Genomic DNA, 20,504 nt, shown 5'->3' on the forward strand with positions numbered 1-20,504 from the left:
CTAATCTCCGGTCCGCACCAGGCAACCGCGTATCCTCGCTTTATCATCACAGATCAATAGGGTATAATATTACTGCATAACACTATGACCTTTCCGTGTATACAGTACCCCCAAAAATTACAGCAAGTAAAATCAAGCATGCCCCCCTCCATTTTCTTTATAATGCATATAGGGTGGTTGAAACGAGGTAAACTGAAAAATGTATGAATGGCAGAAACAGATTCAGATCATTGTGGATGAGATCGATCAAAGTATCAAAAATTATAATGACGAATCCCTGACACTGCACGCTCTATCCGGCAGGCTGGGTTATTCTGAATTTTATACAACAAGGAAATTCAAAGAAATATCAGGTATGCAGTTCCGGGATTATCTCCGGCACAGAAAATTGGCATTCGCGTTAAAAGAAGTCCGGGACAGCGAAAAAACGCTTATTGATATTGCTTTTGCTTACGGTTTTTCATCCCATGAAGCTTTTACCAGAGCATTTAAGACAGAATACGGCGTCACTCCAAGTGAATACAGGAAAAAACCGAAACCTGTGGTTCTCCGGACAAAAATAAACCCTTTCGACCGCTACTTTCTAGGATTAGGAGAAATTGGAATGATAAAATCTACAGATGATATCAAAATTTATTTTATAACCATTCCCGCGCATAAATACTTACACATTAAAAACTATGAGAGCAATGGGTATTGGGACTTCTGGCAGAAACAGGCTCTGATCCCCGGACAGGACCGGGAAACGATCTGCGGCCTGCTGGACAGTATCAAGGGCAAGCTGGATGATGACGGCGGCAGTGAATCAGACAGCGGCAGCGGCCAGATCACAGCTTATATCAATGATCCGGACGGCAGACTCTGTGATTGGGGTTTTCCGCGCACAGAGTGTTATGGCGCACGTCTTCCTGCTGACTACAGCGGTGAAGTTCCGCCGCAGATGCTTATGATCGACGTTCCCGAAGCAGAATATATTGTTTTTGAACATGGACCCTTCGATTATGAACAGGAAAACCGCAGCGTGGAAGAAAAGATTGAAAAGGCAATGTCCTCCTTTGATTTTACGGACACCGGTTACTGCTATGATACATCCCCCGGAAGAATCATATATCTTTATTATAATCCCGAACGTTTCTTTAAGTATGTCAGACCGGTGAGAAAATAAATATTAAGTTTAAGACGGCGGTTTTGCCATATCATTCAAAACCGCCGTTTTCACTGCGGTCATGAATCTCCGAAAATCCTCCCCCTGTAAAAAATATAAAACTCTCTGTTGACATTATCCACACCTTATGCAACAATAGTTATGTAACATATGTTACCTTACAAACTTTACATAGAGAGGTTCGTACATGCCGCCCAAAGCCAAAATATCGAAAGAAATGATTTTGAATACGGTTCTGGATATCACAAGAGAATCCGGATTTGAAACGGTCAATGCCAGAAGCATTGCAAATAAACTGCAGTGTTCCACCCGGCCAATTTTTACCTGTTATGAAAACATGGAGGAATTAAAAAAAGAATTTCTTACATTCGCATATGAATATTACAAACAGTACGTGATACATTATCAAACTTCCGCCCATACCCCCTTCTGCTTATTACTTCCTCTTTCATACCTGGAATTTGCCGACAGGGAGCCGCATCTGTTTAAACTGCTGTTTGTAAATGATATGGATCTGATGATGACCGATGCAGAGGACTTTTACAGGGAAAGTGACAATGAAAGAAATGCAGAACGTTTCTCCGCGTCCATGGGATTGGAACCGGAAAACGGGAAAGCCATATTTCTTGATCTATTTCTCTATACCCACGGCATCGCCGTTCGGACCGTGACGAAAAAAACAGCTCTAAACAGAGAAACCGCTGAAAAAATGCTCAGAAATGTATTGTCTGCTTTTATAAAACAGGAAAAGCCGGATTGGGAATTTCCGGACGAAAGGGGTGCCGTATGAAAACAAATCCATACCTGACTGACTTTTACAAGCATTACGACGAGGACAGCCGGCTGATATCAAAACACGGCTCTGTTGAGTTTCTCACCACAATGCATTATATCGAAAAATATATAAAACCCTGCCACCGGGTACTGGAGATTGGTGCCGGAACCGGCCGGTACTCCCATGCATTGGCGCGTCAGGGATACACGGTAGATGCCGTGGAACTGGTTGCGTACAATATAGAGGTTTTCCGCAAAAACACCCGGGAGGAGGAACGCATATCCATCACCCATGGAAACGCCATGGATTTATCCGCCTTCCCCAACGATACCTATGACATTACGCTGCTTCTCGGCCCTCTGTACCACCTGTACAGCAGGGAGGATAAACTGCAGGCACTGCGCGAAGCCATCCGTGTGACGAAAAAAGGAGGCGTGATCTTTGCAGCTTATGTGATATCTGACGGCTGTCTCCTGGATGAAGGATTCCACCGGGGCAATATCAATGTTGCGGAATATATAGAAGGGGGCCAGCTTGACCCCCATACATTTGCCGTCATATCCAAACCGAAAGATTTGTTTGAACTTGTAAGAAAGGAAAACATTGATGACCTGATGTGTGAGCTTCCCGTAACCCGACTGCATTACGTGGCAGCAGACGGTTTCGCCCTGTATATGCGCGAAGCAGTGGACGCAATGGATGACCGTGCATTTGCGCTTTATCTGAAATACCACTTTGCCACCTGTGAACGGGAGGATCTGGCAGGTATCACAAGTCATGCGCTTGATATATTCCAAAAATAGACATCTATTCTGTCAAATCAGGTCCTTCTTCTCCGCCCCGCATACGGAAAGAAATGCAAACAGCAGGGAAATCAGTGTCAGAATTACCGGAAACACAGCATTGTCCGCCAGCGTAAAGTCGCCTACATTTGCCTGCGTCAGAAAGATCAGCAGAAATGAAGTGACGATCACTGCCTTGGAGGATTTCATCGCCAGGCCTGTGAACAGGGCGATAAAACTCATGCTGACAATAACGGCTGATTTCAGAAGCAGTTGGATATAAAACCCCAGACTCCCCATATGATAATCCAGTATAAACGATGACGCCATGAACCTGGAACCTATTAAAATAGTGCTGTAAAGCAGTAATTTTGTAAGCACCAACGCTGTAAAATTAAAGATCCACACAGCCGCCATCTGCGAAGCAATAATCTTCTGGCGCTTAATGGGATAAGAAAACATAAGATTCATGGTCTTATTCTTATAAGCACTGACAATAAAAGTGGACAGCATCACACTGGTAAATACAAGGAATACCATACTGGTAAACAGCTCCACCGACGCGGAGATCACTTCATTTCCGGGTGCCGCATCCGGCACCCCCGTGTCGGGATCATTGGCAATACCGAGAAAAGCCAGGGCAAACATAAAAATCCCCAACAGCACTGCTGCTGCCACAGCACCCCACAAATATTTCTTAATGTTATTTTTTCTATATTCCAGTTTTATTAATTTCCACATATCCATATTCCTCACTCCCCATCTGCCGTCAGCTTCAAAAAATAATCCTCCAGAGTCTCCATCTGTTTTCCAATAGAGATCACTTCCACTCCATTGTCATGCATGACCCTGGTGATCTCCTGTGTGGTGACACGGCTGTCATAAATACGGATTCTGTGTCCGTCCATGATCTTGAAGTTATCCAGTTCCAGTTTATCGGCCAGCACATAGGATGCCCGTTTGTTATCATTGACCTCCAGATAGATATAAGAAGTATTCATCTCCGCAACTTCTTTCATTGGCACTTCCTTCACCAGCTTACCGTGGTCAATGACGCCAATAGTGTCTGCAATGCTTTCAATTTCTGATAGAATATGGGTGGATATCATAACCGTGATATGGTATTCTGCGCAGAGCATTTTAAGCAGATCGCGGATCTGTTTCATTCCTGCCGGGTCCAGGCCGTTGGTCGGCTCATCCAGAACCAGAAGTTCCGGTTTCGTGAGGATAGTCCTGGCGATTCCCAGACGCTGCTTCATGCCCAGAGAATAGCTTTTGACCGGCTTGCTCCCTGCTTCTGTTAAATGCAGCAGTTCAAGGGCATTTTCAATGCTCCCCGGATTGTGGTATCCCATGTATTCACAGTGCAGTACCAGGTTGTCATACCCGCTCATGGTTTCATAAAAAGTGGGAAATTCTATGATACTTCCCATCCGTTTCAGCACCCCATAGGATGTGGGTGTAAGTTTTTCCCCGAAGATTTCGATCTCTCCCTCTGTAGGCTTCCACAGATTGGTGATCATTTTCATAACCGTTGTCTTGCCTGCCCCATTCGGTCCCAGAAATCCGTAAATCTCTCCCTTTTTTATATGGATGTTCACATCCCGGACCAGTTCCTTCTTTCCTATAGATTTTGTCACGTGGTTCGTCTGAAGAATATATGTCATTTCTCTTCTCTCCTTCCCTTGATACTTCTTATTATAGAGAGCCCGATTTGCAAAACTCTTGCATAATTCTTACGAATTTCTTTCGCGGGATGCTAAAATGTCATTTTCCTCAGTTTTACGGTAAAGGTTGTGCTGACATCCGGTTCACTCACAAGGGTAATGTCCCCTCCCATCTTCACAGCCAGATTCCTGGCAATGGTCAGGCCCAGGCCGTTCCCCTGGATTTCCCGGTTTCTGGAGTCCTCCATGGTGAAAAGCCGCTCAAACACGGTACCGGCAAAGGCTTTCTCGATTCCCTTTCCTCTGTCCGTCACATGGATCAAGGCAAATGCCCCTTCGGTACGAACAGCTATGCCCAGATACTTTCCGTCAGAACCATACCGCACGGCATTGGAGATCAGATTAAAAAGTATACGCTGAAGCGCCTCCTCATTGCCCTCAACAAACACCGGTTCCTCCGGGATCTCAATCTCCACCTGAAATTCCTTCTGGGTGAGCAGCTCATAAAAATCCAACACATTTTCCCTGCAGCACTCACTCAGATTCACACGTCCCATCTCTACTTGTGTGTCCCCGGATTCCAGCTTGGCAAGTGTGAAAAACTGGTTGATCAGCTCCATAACTTTCCGGGCCTTCTGTTCCACCTTCGCAACCATCTTGTCCTTCCCCTCCGCTTCCAGGCGCATGATTTCCAGATAACCCAGGATAACGGTCATAGGTGTCCTGATGTCATGGGAAATGTTGGAGAGCATATTTTTCGCAGAGATCTCGGACCGCCTGAAATCTGCCTGGATTCTCTGCCTGTCATCCAGAAGACGGTTGATCTGTGAGGACAGATGAATGAGAGCTTTATCATCCGTAAAGACCATAACCTTTTCGTCACTTTTTTCGTCCAGTATCTGCTCCAATGTATCTCCCATATCCCCGATTTTCTTCTGTATTCCCTTCCGAAATATGAACCGCTGGTACAGGACCACAAAAGACAGCACTGCAATAACTGCAGCCAGAAAAAATATGATCGTATCCTGACTCATTTGATCTCTCCTAACTTATAACCGATTCCCCAAACGGTTACGATATATTTCGGTGTACGGGGATTATCCTCAATTTTAGTCCTCAGTCTGCTCATGTGGACGTTTACTGCGTTCTCGTCCCCACAATAGGCATCATTCCAGATAAGGGAATAGATCTGGGCCTTAGTGTATACCTTTTTCGGATTCTGCAGAAGCAGCTTCAAAATGCCGAACTCTTTTGCGGTCAGTTCCACGCTCCTGCCGTTTTTCAGCACAGTGTAATCATCGGGATTCAGTACCAGCTCCCCATATGCGATGCTGCTGTTATTGTCTTCTGATCTGCCCAGGGCCGCTGCTGCATACTGGTTGGACCTGCGCAGATTGGCTTTAATGCGGGCCAGTGCCTCAGTCACGGAAAATGGCTTCGTGATATAATCATCCGCGCCAAGGCCCAGCCCAAGAGTTTTGTCAGAATCGCTGTCTTTTGCCGAGATAATAATAACCGGAACCACACTTTTTCTTCTGATTCGCTGCAATACCTCCATACCGCTGATTTTAGGTATCATCAGATCAAGCAGCACAAGATCATAAGACACAGATTCAAACATACTGCAGGCTTCTGCCCCGTCATGGGCTGTATCAGCCTCAAAATTTTCCGTTATTAAAAAATCCTTCAGCATTTCACTGATTTCCGGATCATCTTCTACGATCAACAGTTTCATATATCTTCTCCTTCTTCTGCGGATACCTGTACCGTATGAACTACCATAGAAAAAGAAACTGCTGATACATAGAATTTCCTGTATTCTATGAGTCAACAGCTTCTCCATTTTCATTTTCTGCCAGTGTTATATTCATCCGCCCATTTGTCCGGGAAACAAATGTTAAGCCTTATCAGCCTTTCCTCCTTCGCCAAGACGGCCGGAGAAATCTGCGCTTACCTTGTTGACAAGTATTCGGTTCTTTTATTTATTATAGCATGGCAGCAGATATTTGAACACCGTTTTCGGCCCCCCTTCTTTATAATTTTAAGATTCGTTTGCTGCCTGAATACGTTGTCATGAAATAAACCGCATATATAACAATCGAAAGTCCTGCTGCAAAAAAGATATTCTGAAATGCTTCTCCTTTTGTCAGATATGGAATATTTCTATATGCTCCTGCCATAGTAAATGCCGCGTTGAGGGCCGCCAGGCTAAAGGGCAGACCAAAGTACACTTTCATCTGGGTCATAAGGGATTTTCTCATCAGCTTCTCTCCTGCGCCCATTTTAGACAGAAGAGCATAACGCTTTTCATTTTCCGCTGACTGGGTAAGCTGCTGCAGCGCCAGCACGGCTCCGGCGGTCACCAGAAATATAATACCCAGATAAATTCCCACATAGGAAGAGGTCAACTGGTCTGACATGATCTCTACATTGATGTCTTTCTGACTTATATAGATAAAGTTCTTCGCCTTATTCAGATCCGCGGTTGCCTCCTCATATGCGATATTCGCATTTCCCTTAAACATGCCATTATTTACTTTCAAATACGGTGTACCTGTTTCAGCCGTCTTCTGCGGCACCACCAGAGTCCCTATATCGCCGAAGATATTACTGTTGTACAGTGTTGTTTCATATATGCCGCCTTCCTTCAGGGTAAGCTCTTTGCCTCCTATCTTAAGCGGCTCCTTCTGCTTCCCGGCATATTCTGACAGGAGGTCTTTCGCATCCGGTTCATTGTAGGTAAATGCATATTCATTTTCTCCTAAAGTGATCGGCTCCAGCTTAAGCAGTTCTCTTACCTTATTGTAATCATCAGCACCTAGCAGCAAAACAGGAGGATCCTCAAAATTTCTTCTTACTTTTGTATTCTCTGTACAGATGGCAAACAGGCTGCTTTCTGTCAGGTTTTCCTGTTCATACATGGTCAGATCCGCAGAACTTTCCAGATACTGCGGAAGTGCTGCCCCCTGCTGCTCCAGCTTCTCCAAAACAGACATCCCGTTCATCTCATCATCCGTGGAATCCCCAAAGTAATAGTACTCAACACTGATGTCATAAGGCGCTGTCTTATCCTTTTTGATGATGGCACTCTGCCCCAGCCCCATGCCTATCCCCATAACGGAAACAGACAAATACATAAGGATACTGACAACTGCAATGGATATCCCGGCTGTTTTTATACGGCTTCCAAGCTGGTTCACGTCAAAGATATGCAGCTTTCTGTAGTAAAACCTCTTTCTCTTCTTCATGATATCTGCGGCAATGCCGGCTGCTGATATAAAAAACAGGACTGTGCCGGCTGCCGCCAGGGCAGCACCTGCTGTCAGGGCTTCCAGAAATTTTGTTTCTGACAGGCAGAATATGAGCAGAAAGGCCGAGACAAAAAGCAGAATGGAGAGGATTCCCAAAAGCACATCTCTTTTCTTTGACTCCGGCACTTCCTCATTCTTTCTGTCCGCATAGAGCAGATCGATCAGCTCCATCTTCTTTAATTCCCGAACATTGAAAAAATGGACAAACGCAAAGGTCAGGCCAAAGAAAATGACAGCAGCCACAGCCGCACCGAAAGAAAATATAAAACTGTAACTGCCTAGCCCCGCCCCTGAGATTCTGGCAGTAATCATGGACAGCACCTGAGATGTGCCGATTCCCAGCAGAAGTCCGGATAGAAGAGCCGCACTGCCAATCTTCATGGTCTCTTTCATCAATAGCCTGCCCACATCTCTTCTGTCCATTCCCAAAGTAAAGTAGACACCAAACTCCTTTTTCCTTCGCTTCATCAAAAAACGGTTGGCATAGGAAACCAGAAATCCAATGATCATACAGGACACAACGGAAACCGCTGCGATCGCCCCCTGGGATGCTGCCAGATAATTGAAAGTGTCCGGGATTCCCAGAATCTCAAACTGATCTTTGATGGAGTTGAAGGTGTAAAAAAGACATACGGCAAAGGTAAGGGTAAAAAAATAGATAAAGTAATCCTTTGCACTTTTCTTCACATTTTTAGCTGCCAGCTCTTTAAATACTTTTTTTGATATTCTTTTCTTAGAACGCATGACCCTTGTCACCTCCCAGCAGGGAAACTACCTGCATAATCTTGTCAAAAAACGCTCTCCTGGAATCAGCCCCCCGGACCAGCTCATTGAATATCCTGCCGTCCTTCATAAAGAGAATGCGTTTGCAGTGGCTTGCTGTAAAAGCATCATGGGTGACCATCAGGATCGTGGCATGCCTTTCTTCATTTAAAAGTCCCAGGCTGTCCAGAAACATGCCTGCGGATCTTGAATCCAGTGCGCCTGTGGGTTCATCAGCCAGGATCAGGGAGGGGTTGGTAACAATGGCTCTGGCACAGGCAACCCTCTGCTGCTGCCCTCCCGACATCTCATAGGGATACTTCTCCAGAATCTCTCCGATCCCCAGTTCCTGGGCAATTTTGTTGATCTTACCGTCTATTTTCTTCGGATGTTCTCCCAGGATCGCCAGGGCAAGCGCAATATTGTCACGGCCTGTCAGTGTGTCCAGCAGATTAAAGCTCTGGAAAATAAATCCCAACTCCTCTCTGCGGAATCTGGCAAGGGCGGTTTCCTTCATATCCGTGACGTCCTTTCCGTTTACATAAATATGGCCTGCTGTTGCATGGTCAACGGTTGATATACAGTTTAATAGAGTGGTTTTGCCGCTGCCGGAGGCACCCATGATTCCCAGGTATTCTCCTTCCTGTACCTCAAAGCTGATATGATTCACTGCCTTTGTAAGACTGCCTTTATTTTTATAAAATTTTTCAATATTATCTACTTTTAAAATTGTTTTCATTTCTTCCTGTCTCCTTTCCTGTTCCCTTCTTTCTGCACACAGTGTACCATTATTTTTCTGCCGGTAAAACGTGTTTTCATAACATTAAAATTACATTTTTGTAATATAAGAGCACAGTCAAAAAAGCTTCCCAATTCCCTTACTCAGGTATTGAGAAGCTTTTTTTTAATTGAAAGATCAGTTTTGTCCCTTCCCCCTGCTTTGACCGGATCGCCAGAGGAATGTCCATCTTGTCACAGAGTTTTTTACAGAGATACAGCCCCATTCCGGTGGATTTCTGGACCACCCTTCCATTTTCTCCGGTGAATCCTTTTTGAAATACACGGGACAGATCACATGCCGGGATGCCGATTCCGTTGTCTTCCACGGTAAATTCCACCATATTCCCCGCTGTCTCTTCGGCTCTGAAAAAAATGCAGGATTTTTTGCTGCTGTCACTGTATTTTACCGCATTTGTGACGATCTGGCCCAGAATGAAGACCATCCATTTTGTATCGGTGAGGATTTCGTGATCCAGATTCTCCAGTCTGGGAAGTATCCCTGCTGCCACCATCATTTTCGTGTTCTTTCGGATCACTTCCATCACCATATGTTTCAGACTGGCAGGCTGAATGATGTAATCAGACTCCAGACTGCCGCTTTTTGTATAGTATAGCATCTGCTCCACATAGGACTCTATTTTTTCCACCTCTTCCTCCAGGCTGGACGTCAGAGGCCCTCTGTGGTTGTCTATGATCAGGTGTTCCACCGCGATCGGCGTTTTTATTTCATGTGCCCAGGTCTGCACATAGTTTTTGTATTCCATCATCTCAAGCTGCTGGTCCGCGATCACATCGTTTAAGTATTTGCCGTTCCTCTTAATGATCCTGTATAAAAGTCTGCCGTCATAAAAATCAGGCTCCTCTATGATCTCAGACAGATAGGATTTCTCCTCCAGTTCCTGCCAGGTACTTTCCAGATGGTCATAATACTGCTTCTTGCGGAAACAGTCATAACAGGCTGTACAGAAAAGGCCAAGAAAATACAGAACTGCCACAACAGCGATCACCAATTTATCCGTACCCATGATCCAGAGAAACTGGGCCACTAAAAAGCAGGTTAGAAATCCTGCGCTGATGGCAAACCATTTATCCCTGACATACTCTGAGAATTTCATACCATGTACCCCTGTCCCCGTTTTGTGACCAGGTAATGATCCAGGCCCAAATCAGCCAGTTTCTTTCTGAGGCGGTTGATATTCACATTCAGGGTGCTGTCCTCCACAAATTCTTCCATTGCCCACAGACTGCAGATCAAATCTGTGCGGGAAATAATACTCCCTGCATGTTCCATCAGCATTTTCAAAATGCCCATCTCATTTTTTGTCAGATCCGCCTCTCTGCCCTGGAAAGAGATTCTGCTTTTCATAAGGTCAAGGGACAGGCCGTTGTGGGTCAGGACCATGGATGGTTTCCTTCCGTAAGCCCTGTGCAGCACGGTAGCGATATGGGCCAGAAGCACATGCATATTGTAGGGTTTGGTGACAAAATCATCAGCCCCCGCGTGGAGACTCATAAGCTCATCCATATCACTGTCTGAGCTGGTGACAACGATCACAGGCACATCTGTCTGTTTTCTTACCTCCTGGCAGATATAAAATCCGTCCTGTACCGGCAGATTCAAATCCAGCAGCACCAGGTCAGGTGCTTCCCGGAGTATCTGTCCTGCCACATCTTCGAACTGCTCAGGCAGAATACAGGCATACCCCTTTTTCTCCAGGGCACTGCAAAGCTCTTCCCTTATTTTCCTGTCATCTTCCACAATCAGTATTTTTTCCATTTTGTGCCTCCCATGCATGGCCTGCCGGTCTCCGGCTGCAGAATAGGACCTATGTTCTATCGCTTCTTATAAGCCATATTCCTTTAACAGTTCTTCCTGATACGCCAAGTCCTGAACTGCCCTCAGCATATCCTCTTTCCTGTCATCCAGAAGCAGCCGGCGGTTCAGTTCGTTGATACGGTTAATACCTTCACACCGTCCTTCTTCTCGACCTTCTTCTCGACCTTCCTCCCGCAGGGTTCTGTTATGCTGTTTTCTATTATAGGTTGTCAGCAACACATTCATCACCTCCGCCCGATTCTGACTCAGGATATCTGCCAGAATATCCTGTTCGATACAAAACTGTACTGCCTGGTCAACGGCAATTTCCAAAGAGAATCCCTGATTCAGCTTATCACGCACTGCCTGAATAAAATATGCATAATCTGACAAACGTTTGCATTTATCCATAATTTCCTGATTATGTCCTTTATTGATATTCAGCACCACAGCCCTGCACTCCAGTGCGGGAGCCTCACCGGTCGTATCGTCAAAAGCATCAGACAGCAAAAGCTCTGATCTATCCGGCACATCCCGGGTTCCGTTATAAAAGATAATATACCTTGGAACAGGAAGGCTTATACGGGTGGAAGAATAGATATCCAGATCCTGCTTTTCAATATATCCCCGAAGCATATCCGCAAAGTATAACAACCCCCTCAAAGGCATATTCGGATTCCAGGTGCTCTGATGTTCATACAGGTTCAAATCACATCCGATCAAAAAAGCCACATCGTTTTTCATTCCCAGATAAATCACATCTTTTAGTGTCATAACAATCAACGCATTGGCGTCTGTATATTCCGTTCCATTCACCGCATTATACAGTGAAAGCAGCTCTTCCCTGTCATGAAAAATCATGCGGAAAAGCCGGTCCTTATATTGCCGGTAAACATGAATCCTGCGGAAAACCGTCTGTATCCCACGTACTAATTTTAATTTCATTTATCCTCCTTCATTGTAACATACACCTGCCAAATGGTACAAGAAAGATTTCTGCCCATAGGCATCACCTGCTTCTTTTCAATTATTTTTCAAGTGGAACTTTTGCAGAACTGCAAAGAACTTTCATTGGCATAGACTGCCGTCAGAATAAAAACAGTATAACACAAAGCCTCTCTTATGTCTACACATAAAACAGCAGCAGAACCATTTTCATGACTCCGCTGCTGCCGACTCAAACGAATCCCTTTTTATCACCGCATGATGATATAAGCCGTATATCCTCCATAGAGCACCAGAAGCAGTACTGCTTCTTTTCTGCTGATCTCTTCTCCCTTTTTTGCCAGGAAAAAAAGAAGGATGCTCATAACCAGCAGCACGGCTCCGTCATAGATGGACTCCATACTTATAGTCATCGGGGAGATTGCTGCTGACGCACCAAGGATCAGCAGAATATTAAATATATTGGACCCTATGACATTGCCCATAGCCAGATCATTCTCCCCCTTTGTGGAGGCAACCACAGAAGTTACAAGCTCCGGAAGGGAGGTACCGATCGCCACGATGGTCAGACCAATGAGTGTCTGGCTCATGCCGAAGGCTGCGGCAATCTCACTTGCACTGTCAACCACCAGCTCTCCGCCTATGATGATCATGGCAATACCCAGAACCGCATATACAACACTCCTTACAGGACTGAGCTTTTTGCCGATATTCTCCTCCTCAGGCCGGATGGTGCGGGTCTTCAGTGCTGACTTGATCTGCATATACAGAAATCCCGCGAACAACAGAAGCAGAACCAGCCCCTCCAGGCGTCCGATCTGCAGAACTCCCTTTCCTCCGCCAATGGAAAACATGCAGAATAAAAGCAGCAGCCCTGTGACCAGAATAGAAAAGGGCATCTCCTTTTTCAGCAGGCCGCCCTGTATTTTCATGGGGAGGACCACACCGCACACGCCGATCACGGCCAGGCTGTTGAACAGGTTGGAACCAATGACATTACTGATGGCAATATCATTATTTCCTGACAGGGATGCCATGATACTGACCGATGCCTCCGGCGCGCTGGTGCCGAATGCTACAATCGTCAGACCGATGATAATGGACGGAACCCGCAGCGTCTTCGCTATGGAAGAACAGCCGTCCACAAATAAATCCGCTCCCTTTACCAGAAAGACAAAGCCGAGCAGCAGCCAAAGATACATCATATTATTTCCCTCTCTTTTTAAGTTGTAAAATTATGACACAAATTTCCATCATTTCCTATAATATGATGAATACCGCCTCCAGTCAAGTCTAAAGAAGGGGATGTTCCGCTCTGGCCTTCAGGCGTTCCCAGCGTCTGTCCACCTCTGTCTGGATTTCTTCTGCTACCCGGCTGTAGGATTCCTCCGCCAGATGACGTGTCCTGCCCATAAGCTGCAGCCAGTCTGTGACCGGAATCTTCTTCTTCCGTTTCTCCGGATCGTAGTTCAGTGTGGTAATGCCGTTCTCTATCTCATAGAGGGGGAAATAACAGCAGTTCACAGCAGCTTCAATGACCCTTCTCTCCGTGTTCGGTTTATCTCCCCAGTTCAGAGGACAGGCGGACAGTGTCTTTATATATGCTGTGCCGAAACGGGACGCATACTCCCTGGCCTTTGCCGCTTTTTTGATAAAGTCTGCCGGATTGGATTCTGCTGCCGTAGCTGCGTAAGGCAGATTTGCGGCAGCCATGATCATGGGCATATCCTTGTGGAAAAATGTCTTTCCGTACTGCTCTTTTCCAATATGGGACGTGGAACTTTTTGCGCCTTTGGGTGTTGAATAGGACAATTGGTATCCGGTATTCATATATCCCCCGTTGTCATACTCGAAAATGATCAGATGATCATTTCTGAGAGCAGTTCCAAGTGCTGACCCCATGCCGATATCCATACCGCCGTCACCGCTGACCATAACAAAGGTGATCTCCTCATCCGGCAGTTCTCCCCGCTTCCGCCTCTGCCGGAAAGCCTCCACAACTCCTGCCAGCGTGGCGGCGCCGTTCTGGAACAGATTGTGGATATAGGGAACACGGAAAGCGGTCTTTGGATAAGAGGTTGTGACTACCATACCGCAGCCTGTCTGAAACAAAAGCACCACATTTCCCTCAATGCCCTTTAAGAGCAGATTTACATTGACCGGAATGCCGCAGCCGGGGCAGGCGCCGTGTCCGGGAGCCAGACGTTTCGGCATGGCTGTGCTCTCGTTTACTCTTCCTCCCGTCACTTTTATGGTTCCATTCTCCTCCATCCGGCTGGATATATATCCCGGTGATGCATCCTCTTTGCTGATCGGGGCAAAATACTGCTGCACCTGCAGATCTTCCTCTCCGGGATAGACCCCCAGGTAATCAAAAGCTGCTGCCTGTCCGTCCAGACACTGCCGGAAGAGCTCCAGGGCGTCCTGCACATAGAAATCCCTTCCGCCCAGCCCGTAAACGCGGCTTAAAACCCTGGCTTTACTGTTGTGGTCCTTCAGAGCTGCCTTCAGCTCCAGTGTCATGTTGCCTCCTCCGGCACCGTAGCTGTCCTGCCGGTCTGCTGCCAGCACAGTCACTGCGCTTCTGCACAGCTCATACAGTTCCTTCGCAGGGAAAGGCCGCAGGGCGTGAAGGGTCACAACACCCGCCCGTATGCCCTCTTCCCGCATTCGGTCAGCCGCTGTTTTTGCTGTATGATAAGAAGAACCCAGCAGAAATAAGATCACCTCCGCATCCTCATTCCTGTAGCCTTCCGCCAGCGGGTACTTTCTCCCTGACAGGGCTTCATAATCCTCCAGCACCTGGGGAATCACCCTGCGGGCCTGTTCCATAGCAAGGTGGAGCTGGTATTTATTGTTGAGCGTATCCGGTTCATTCATATAGGAGCCAATGGACACCGGATGTTCCAAATCCAGCACGGAGTATTCGGCATCGTAAGCACCGATAAAATCCCCCACGGTTTTGTCATCCTCAAACACGTAGCATTTTTTCTTCTGGTGGCTGGTAAAGAATCCGTCAAAGGCCACGATCACCGGCAGCCTGACTTTCTCGGCAATTTTAAGGGCACACAGATTCATGTCATAGACTGCCTGCGGAGTATCCGCAAATAAAATGATCCAGCCTGTGTTCAGCGTATACATAATATCACTGTGGTCCCCTTTGATGGACAAGGGGCCTGAGACAGTCCTGCAGGCCACATTGAGTACCATGGGAAAACGGGTACCCGACTGTACCGGAAGCTGTTCCAGCGCGTACAGCAGCCCATTGGCACTGGTGGCATTAAAAACCCTTGCCCCTGCTGCTGACGCGCCGTAGCAGATACCTGCTGCACTGTGCTCTCCCTCCGCTGCGATCAGGGAAATATCATGTTCTCCTTCTGCCTTCATCAAATCCAGGAATTCCGCGATCTGCGTGGACGGGGTGATGGGATAATAGCCCATTACATGGTAATTGATCTGTTTTGCCGCATAAGCCGCCAGTTCATTTCCGCTTTCAAATAATATTTTCTGTCTCTCCATCAAACCAGCCCTCCATCCATTCTCCGCTCTTCCAGATAAGAATCGCTCGTCACCCAGGAATTTGCCCCTGCATCCTCAAATTCCAGATGATCCACGATCAGATCCTTGTTTCTGACAAACCATTTTTTATCCGGGTGTTCTCTCTCAATCCCCTGCACCAGAGCGTTGACAGGGCATACATCCACACACCGCAGGCATCCCTTGCAGTGATGATAGTCAAGACCTTTGTTGACCATTGCCTCTCTGCCCTTGTATTCCCCCTTCACGAACTGAAAGACCATATCAGGGCATGTGGAATCGCACAGGCCGCAGTTGATACATCTGTCCTGGATGAACAGGGGAATGTATCCTTCCCTGGACGCGGAGAGATCATTGGATACCGTACTCCCATAGCGGGTGTTTACGCCTCCGTACGGAGCATTTTTATAGCCCCACCGGTTCTGTACCTCTGTGTAGGGAACTTTTTCATATCTGCCGTCAGGAGAAAAATGTACCTCCTCCGCCGACTCATATCCCCGTTTCACACCCTCCAGATTCCGCTCCAGAAGTGCGGGATACTTCTTTCCCACCGTGTCTCTTACCAGATCATACACCCGTTCCGGCGGTATGAATCCGGCGGCTTTTACAATGGCTCCAAGCATCACCATGTTTACCCGGCTTTTGCTCTCCATGGCGATTTTCAGGGCATCCACTGCATAGACACTGCCTGCGTAAAGCTTCAGATCATCCCTGAGCGTTTCCGGTGACTCCGGGGAATTGATCACAACTTTCGTCTCCTCCAGAACACCGGCTGTGACCGGCAGTTTCCCCGCGAGGGCTTCGTGAAAGAGGCCCAGGATATGGGGCTTTTCCACCGGACTGCTGATGCGGATTTCCCTGTCCGGCGCACACCAGCGGATGAATGCCTTTACCGGTGACCCTCTCTTCTCAGAACCATAGCTGGAAAAACTGGACGCATTGAGCCCCAGATACGATGCCCCCAATTCTCCCAAAAGCTTTCCGCACAGGTTTGCACCGAGGCCGCCTATACTCTCCAGGCGAATCTCATAGCAGCCCTCTTCGTTGACAATGGGCAGATTTATTTTTTCATCCATTTGCATTCTCTCCTTCTTCTCAGTTACCACTTATTATCCATAAAATCACAAAAGTTATACCAAAAGAATGCACGGACCATGTCAAAGGAAACACATAAACATCACGTTCTGTGGGAATGACTATAAGGCATCCGGTCCATCGCGGAGCAATTTTTAATGGCCGGATGCGTAACAGTTCGGCTTGTCCGAACTATTACAGACAAGGAGGTAATAAATTATGAATGAACCGCATTTTTACAGCAGAGAAGGATGCAGCACACTGATCGAAGTCATCTGTGCAGATCCAAAAGCCAGCTTTTCCTGCTGCGGAGAAGAGCTGACGGAATTAACGGCCAACACATCCGAAGGAGCCTCAGAAAAGCATCTTCCGGTTGTGGAGCAGAACGGAAATACGGTCACCGTAAATGTCGGAAGTATTGCCCATCCCATGACAGAGGAACACAGCATCGGCTTTATCTGTCTGGAAACGGAAAAGGGCCTGCAGAGAGTCCGTTTAAAGTCAGACGGCGATCCCAAAGCCTGCTTTGCCCTCACAGAGGGGGACAAACCCGTGGCAGCCTACGCATACTGTAATCTGCACGGATTTTGGAAAACAGAGATCCATTAGAGCGCATCTTAAAAAAGCTCCGGTCCAAAGGGCGTAAAACCTTTTGAACCGGAGCTTTTTTGAAAAATGTTTTCAACAGGCCGTGCATCACTGTCTGCAGGAGTTGCGGCTTAAACCACTTCATCTAAAAACACCCCCCGGATAGGACGGATAAACACGGCTTCTGCCGGAAGCTTCCCGGGCACACGGTATCCGAAAAGCCAGGCCGTCAGATCCCGGATGTGGATTTTTATGATCCCGGAGGTGTCTTTTCCGTCTTCTGCCGCAGACATACGTTCAAGAAAAGATGCAGTCCGGTCAAGGGTCCAGCGAAACACTCCCTGATTCTCCGCTAACAGCTCATCCGTTATTTCCAGACAGAAGACCAGACGTTCTGCAGGCGCTTCCTCCGCCAGGCGGATCACCTTCACAAAATCAGGCAGGCTCACGATCCTTGCCATAACAGCGGGTCTGGCCCTGCCCTTTTCCCGTAACAGGGGAGGTTCTGCCAGCAGAAGGCGCTGCTCCTGCCCGTCAAGGCCCCATGTCCCCAAAAAACCGGCGGTTTTCCCCTTCTCCTGAATCTCCTCCAAAGTTCCGTTCTCACTTTCCATCTCTTTTACAAGACGCCTCATATATTCCGCATCACGTCTGGTGAAAACTTCATACCTCTTTCCAAGCCACCGTTCCATCCATCTGCCTGCGCTCTCCATAAGTTCCTCTGATGCACCACCGGTGATCTGCCGCACTGCCAGTGTGCTGTCCTGAATCCGCATTGCCGGCAGTTCCCATTCAGGCTGGTCAAAAATAAAAGTAAAACCAAAAGGAAGATAAATCTCTTTTGCCGCGGGCATAAGAAAAGAAAAGGGCATCCCCTCTGCTCTCATATCCGCCAGCGCCCGCTCCATAAGCCTGCGCATATATCCTCTTCGCCGCCCAGCCTCTGCTGTGGCAACGCCTACGATATAATCGCATTTCCACAGCCTGTCCCCTGCATAGACCTCATAGGGATTTCTGTGGAGCATGGAGAGGATTCTGCCGTTTTCCTCAAGAACCAGAATCCGGTTGTCCTTTGTCTTTTCTTCCATATAGTAATCCACAAAAGATGCCGAATCCTCCGGGAATGCCTCCTCCCAGAGACTCCTGCACCTTTTTTTCTCAGAACTGTCCAGATACCGCACTTCCATGCCGCACCTCACACTTCTGCCTTGAAATCAATCTGTCTGACTTCATATTTTCTGGCAAATCCCACGGGATTGTAAGACATCTTCGCCTTTCTCAGCCCTTCGATGCCCAGGTCATCCTCGCGGTTTATAAGCTCTGCCTCCGGAAATTCAGCCAGAAGAAACTGCTGGTTAATGAACTGGTACAGTCCGCGTATCTCAGGGTTGGCCTTCTCTATATGAATCACTGCCATATTCTCCAGCGGATTATAGCTGCCAATGGTGAACGCTTCCAATTTGCCGTCAATATAGACACCACCCATGCGGACCTGGAGATTGGAGCAGTTCTTCAGGATCTCGTGTATACCTTCCACCTCGTAGTCCAGGTGCTCTTCCACTTCCTCACCCTTCTGCTCTCTCCAGTGGTCCAGGAATTTCCACACATCCCCTCTGTCGGAACAGCAGAGACGGCGGTATTCATACCTGCCCTCATATGCCCTCTTAAATCCGTTGAGATGATTTTTTTTCTTATGCAGCTTCTTTCCGGACAAGCTCCTCATAGCATCCCCATCATACAGATAATCCTTCAAATCCTCCTGCTCAGTCACAAGAAATCTGTCTTTCTGCTCCATAAGCCCAAGAGCCATCACTGCCTCCTCATCGGCAAGATGGATGTATAAAGGTTTCTTCAGCACTGTATTAAAATACTCCACGATCTCACCAAAGTAATGTTCCAGATCTTCCTGACTGCAGATCGGCATAGCTGTCCCTGTAATGCCGTCGTTCTCCATCAGCCACTGGATCGCCCTGCCGTCACTGACTGCAAAACGGACACCGTAAAGTTTGCTCCAGATGAAGCTGTCCAGAAACACGCTGTCACACGTTTTATTCGGCCGCCTGCAAAAAAGAGGGGTGAGTCTGTCTATATCTTCTGCTTCTACCGGTTTAAAATGTAAATCCATTCTGTCCTCCATATCTGAAAATCATAGTATCTGTCCAACAGGCCTGCGCACTTACTGCACTGACCATATATGTTTATCTATAACATTTTTTTCAGATTATATACTACATTCAGAAATATGAAAAGAGACTTCGTCACATTTTAATCGTAATGCACCTCCACCGGCATGCCTTTTTCTGCTGATTCCATAATAGCCAAAATGGCGATGGCGGTTCTTCTGGCATCCTCCATGGAGACGCGGAACTCTCTGCCGTCCACCAGGCGGTCAATAAAATCGCGGATACTTTCATAGGAAAGTCCCTTGCAGCGGTCAAAGACCCGGTTGGATACCAGGATATCCGGCGTGCTGGCTTTCTCCTCCGTCACCTCCTGGATCAGGTTATGACTGGACAGATCCATATTGATCATGCCTTTTGTGCAGAGAACGCTGAATTTGTAATCATTCACATTAGTATTTCCATTGGGGGTGATCCATCCGTTTTCCATATGGGCAATGCCGCCGTGCTCAAACTCTATGGTGGTCAGGTAGATATCATCGGTATCCACGCCCATTTCCTCCAGAATTCCTTTCCGCTTCACTGCGTAGACACGTTTTACCTCATCCTGGAAGATCCAGCGCAGAGTGTCGAGGCTGTGGCTGCCCAGAAACCAGAGGATTGAGGACCTGGAAGCCCAGGAAAGCATATCGGTCGCCACCCATTTTACATCGCTGTGGCGGATATAGCCTGTGTAAGGTGTTCCCAGTTTTCCCGACTCCACCTCCTGCTTGGCTGTGTTGAAGGGAGGATTCCACCGGTTGTGCAGGTCCACCATGCAGCGCACATGGTTCTCCCGCACGGCCTTGCAGATCCTCTCAATGTCCTCCCTGGTGGTTGCCAGTGGTTTTTCGATCAAAATATCCTTGCCCGCATTTGCCATTGCCACCGCAATGTCCGCATGGGCAAAGTCCGGCGTCACAATGGCTACCGCGTCCACATCCGGGTCTGCTGCCAGACTGTGATAGTCTGTGTACACCTTCCCGATCCCGTATTTATCCGCGATCTCTCTGGCGCGCTCCTCCCTGCTGTCACAGATAGCTACGGGATCAGCGCAGATATGCTCCGCATAGATAGATGCGTGTGTCTGTCCCCAGGTGCCTGCCCCCACAATACCCATTCTGATTTTCTTCAACTCCATAA

19 protein-coding genes are annotated in these 20,504 nt (G+C 47.4%); 4 read left to right on the forward strand and 15 right to left on the reverse strand.

What is annotated here, in order from left to right; all coding sequences use genetic code 11:
- Positions 1-199 precede the first annotated feature (199 nt).
- The 3 genes from LC508_RS13765 (at position 200) to LC508_RS13775 (ending at position 2,743) form a co-directional block, all read left to right on the forward strand.
- Positions 200-1,165 carry a helix-turn-helix transcriptional regulator gene (locus tag LC508_RS13765; RefSeq protein WP_103732923.1) on the forward strand — a complete coding sequence of 322 codons (966 nt, stop codon included), beginning with the start codon at positions 200-202 and terminating at the stop codon, positions 1,163-1,165.
- A gap of 187 nt (positions 1,166-1,352) precedes the next feature.
- Complete coding sequence (locus LC508_RS13770; RefSeq protein WP_054351918.1) at positions 1,353-1,955, forward strand: TetR/AcrR family transcriptional regulator; 603 nt, start codon at positions 1,353-1,355, stop codon at positions 1,953-1,955.
- Positions 1,952-2,743 (forward strand): class I SAM-dependent methyltransferase, encoded by a 792-nt coding sequence (locus LC508_RS13775; RefSeq protein ID WP_103732922.1) that lies wholly within the window; start codon positions 1,952-1,954, stop codon positions 2,741-2,743. The genes LC508_RS13770 and LC508_RS13775 overlap by 4 nt, the downstream gene beginning before the upstream one ends.
- 12 nt (positions 2,744-2,755) lie before the next feature.
- On the opposite strand, the gene LC508_RS13780 is transcribed toward LC508_RS13775, so the two are convergent.
- From LC508_RS13780 to LC508_RS13835, 12 genes are all read right to left on the reverse strand, one after another.
- Positions 2,756-3,463, reverse strand: coding sequence for an ABC transporter permease (locus tag LC508_RS13780; RefSeq protein ID WP_118593797.1), 708 nt, complete (start codon positions 3,461-3,463; stop codon positions 2,756-2,758).
- An 11-nt stretch (positions 3,464-3,474) separates the two neighbouring features.
- A complete protein-coding gene (locus LC508_RS13785; RefSeq protein ID WP_103732829.1) occupies positions 3,475-4,389 on the reverse strand; it encodes an ATP-binding cassette domain-containing protein in 915 nt (304 codons plus the stop codon).
- A 92-nt stretch (positions 4,390-4,481) separates the two neighbouring features.
- Entirely contained in the window at positions 4,482-5,423 is a 942-nt protein-coding gene (locus LC508_RS13790; RefSeq protein WP_033142336.1) for a sensor histidine kinase, read from the reverse strand.
- Positions 5,420-6,124: a response regulator transcription factor gene (locus tag LC508_RS13795; RefSeq protein ID WP_103732828.1), complete on the reverse strand. Its 705-nt coding sequence runs from the start codon at positions 6,122-6,124 to the stop codon at positions 5,420-5,422. The genes LC508_RS13790 and LC508_RS13795 overlap by 4 nt, the downstream gene beginning before the upstream one ends.
- 298 nt (positions 6,125-6,422) lie before the next feature.
- Positions 6,423-8,444, reverse strand: a complete 2,022-nt coding sequence (locus LC508_RS13800) for an FtsX-like permease family protein (protein ID WP_103732827.1) — start codon at positions 8,442-8,444, stop codon at positions 6,423-6,425.
- Positions 8,434-9,201, reverse strand: a complete 768-nt coding sequence (locus LC508_RS13805; protein WP_054351915.1) for an ABC transporter ATP-binding protein — start codon at positions 9,199-9,201, stop codon at positions 8,434-8,436. Before LC508_RS13805 ends, LC508_RS13800 begins: the two co-directional genes overlap by 11 nt.
- Before the next feature lie 139 nt (positions 9,202-9,340).
- Positions 9,341-10,357: a sensor histidine kinase gene (locus LC508_RS13810; RefSeq protein ID WP_103731695.1), complete on the reverse strand. Its 1,017-nt coding sequence runs from the start codon at positions 10,355-10,357 to the stop codon at positions 9,341-9,343.
- A complete protein-coding gene (locus LC508_RS13815) occupies positions 10,354-11,019 on the reverse strand; it encodes a response regulator transcription factor (RefSeq protein WP_103731694.1) in 666 nt (221 codons plus the stop codon). Before LC508_RS13815 ends, LC508_RS13810 begins: the two co-directional genes overlap by 4 nt.
- A gap of 66 nt (positions 11,020-11,085) precedes the next feature.
- Entirely contained in the window at positions 11,086-12,003 is a 918-nt protein-coding gene (locus tag LC508_RS13820) for a hypothetical protein (protein WP_054351912.1), read from the reverse strand.
- Between the two features lie 251 nt (positions 12,004-12,254).
- Positions 12,255-13,208 carry a calcium/sodium antiporter gene (locus LC508_RS13825; RefSeq protein ID WP_033142330.1) on the reverse strand — a complete coding sequence of 318 codons (954 nt, stop codon included), beginning with the start codon at positions 13,206-13,208 and terminating at the stop codon, positions 12,255-12,257.
- Positions 13,209-13,296: 88 nt separating this feature from the next.
- Positions 13,297-15,522, reverse strand: a complete 2,226-nt coding sequence (locus LC508_RS13830; protein ID WP_197064118.1) for a thiamine pyrophosphate-dependent enzyme — start codon at positions 15,520-15,522, stop codon at positions 13,297-13,299.
- The gene (locus LC508_RS13835; RefSeq protein ID WP_103731693.1) at positions 15,522-16,616 is read right to left on the reverse strand and encodes a 2-oxoacid:acceptor oxidoreductase family protein; all 1,095 of its coding nucleotides are present in this window, start codon (positions 16,614-16,616) and stop codon (positions 15,522-15,524) included. Before LC508_RS13835 ends, LC508_RS13830 begins: the two co-directional genes overlap by 1 nt.
- A 217-nt stretch (positions 16,617-16,833) precedes the next feature.
- Here LC508_RS13835 and LC508_RS13840 point away from each other — a divergent pair, with 217 nt between their 5' ends.
- Positions 16,834-17,223 carry a desulfoferrodoxin family protein gene (locus LC508_RS13840; protein WP_033142327.1) on the forward strand — a complete coding sequence of 130 codons (390 nt, stop codon included), beginning with the start codon at positions 16,834-16,836 and terminating at the stop codon, positions 17,221-17,223.
- Positions 17,224-17,333: 110 nt separating this feature from the next.
- Here the strand turns inward: LC508_RS13840 and LC508_RS13845 are convergent, their stop codons facing one another.
- The 3 genes from LC508_RS13845 to LC508_RS13855 all read right to left on the reverse strand — a co-directional run bounded on the left by LC508_RS13845 (position 17,334) and on the right by LC508_RS13855 (position 20,502).
- On the reverse strand, positions 17,334-18,389 hold the full coding sequence (locus LC508_RS13845; RefSeq protein WP_103731692.1) for a GNAT family N-acetyltransferase: 1,056 nt from the start codon (positions 18,387-18,389) through the stop codon (positions 17,334-17,336).
- Positions 18,390-18,397: 8 nt separating this feature from the next.
- Positions 18,398-19,327, reverse strand: coding sequence for a DUF2156 domain-containing protein (locus tag LC508_RS13850; RefSeq protein WP_118743287.1), 930 nt, complete (start codon positions 19,325-19,327; stop codon positions 18,398-18,400).
- A 140-nt stretch (positions 19,328-19,467) separates the two neighbouring features.
- Positions 19,468-20,502: a Gfo/Idh/MocA family protein gene (locus LC508_RS13855; RefSeq protein WP_033142324.1), complete on the reverse strand. Its 1,035-nt coding sequence runs from the start codon at positions 20,500-20,502 to the stop codon at positions 19,468-19,470.
- Positions 20,503-20,504: the final 2 nt, after the last annotated feature.

The sequence above is a fragment of the Blautia parvula genome (genome assembly GCF_020215665.1).
GTDB lineage: Bacteria > Bacillota > Clostridia > Lachnospirales > Lachnospiraceae > Blautia > Blautia celeris.

Bases quoted from the DNA above. Each gene is read 5' to 3' on its own strand.
- LC508_RS13765 (WP_103732923.1), top strand. From the start codon at position 200: ATGTATGAATGGCAGAAACAGATTCAGATCATTGTGGATGAGATCGAT.
- LC508_RS13770 (WP_054351918.1), top strand. From the start codon at position 1,353: ATGCCGCCCAAAGCCAAAATATCGAAAGAAATGATTTTGAATACGGTT.
- LC508_RS13775 (WP_103732922.1), top strand. From the start codon at position 1,952: ATGAAAACAAATCCATACCTGACTGACTTTTACAAGCATTACGACGAG.
- LC508_RS13780 (WP_118593797.1), bottom strand. From the start codon at position 3,463: ATGTGGAAATTAATAAAACTGGAATATAGAAAAAATAACATTAAGAAA.
- LC508_RS13785 (WP_103732829.1), bottom strand. From the start codon at position 4,389: ATGACATATATTCTTCAGACGAACCACGTGACAAAATCTATAGGAAAG.
- LC508_RS13790 (WP_033142336.1), bottom strand. From the start codon at position 5,423: ATGAGTCAGGATACGATCATATTTTTTCTGGCTGCAGTTATTGCAGTG.
- LC508_RS13795 (WP_103732828.1), bottom strand. From the start codon at position 6,124: ATGAAACTGTTGATCGTAGAAGATGATCCGGAAATCAGTGAAATGCTG.
- LC508_RS13800 (WP_103732827.1), bottom strand. From the start codon at position 8,444: ATGCGTTCTAAGAAAAGAATATCAAAAAAAGTATTTAAAGAGCTGGCA.
- LC508_RS13805 (WP_054351915.1), bottom strand. From the start codon at position 9,201: ATGAAAACAATTTTAAAAGTAGATAATATTGAAAAATTTTATAAAAAT.
- LC508_RS13810 (WP_103731695.1), bottom strand. From the start codon at position 10,357: ATGAAATTCTCAGAGTATGTCAGGGATAAATGGTTTGCCATCAGCGCA.
- LC508_RS13815 (WP_103731694.1), bottom strand. From the start codon at position 11,019: ATGGAAAAAATACTGATTGTGGAAGATGACAGGAAAATAAGGGAAGAG.
- LC508_RS13820 (WP_054351912.1), bottom strand. From the start codon at position 12,003: ATGAAATTAAAATTAGTACGTGGGATACAGACGGTTTTCCGCAGGATT.
- LC508_RS13825 (WP_033142330.1), bottom strand. From the start codon at position 13,208: ATGATGTATCTTTGGCTGCTGCTCGGCTTTGTCTTTCTGGTAAAGGGA.
- LC508_RS13830 (WP_197064118.1), bottom strand. From the start codon at position 15,522: ATGGAGAGACAGAAAATATTATTTGAAAGCGGAAATGAACTGGCGGCT.
- LC508_RS13835 (WP_103731693.1), bottom strand. From the start codon at position 16,616: ATGGATGAAAAAATAAATCTGCCCATTGTCAACGAAGAGGGCTGCTAT.
- LC508_RS13840 (WP_033142327.1), top strand. From the start codon at position 16,834: ATGAATGAACCGCATTTTTACAGCAGAGAAGGATGCAGCACACTGATC.
- LC508_RS13845 (WP_103731692.1), bottom strand. From the start codon at position 18,389: ATGGAAGTGCGGTATCTGGACAGTTCTGAGAAAAAAAGGTGCAGGAGT.
- LC508_RS13850 (WP_118743287.1), bottom strand. From the start codon at position 19,327: ATGGATTTACATTTTAAACCGGTAGAAGCAGAAGATATAGACAGACTC.
- LC508_RS13855 (WP_033142324.1), bottom strand. From the start codon at position 20,502: ATGGAGTTGAAGAAAATCAGAATGGGTATTGTGGGGGCAGGCACCTGG.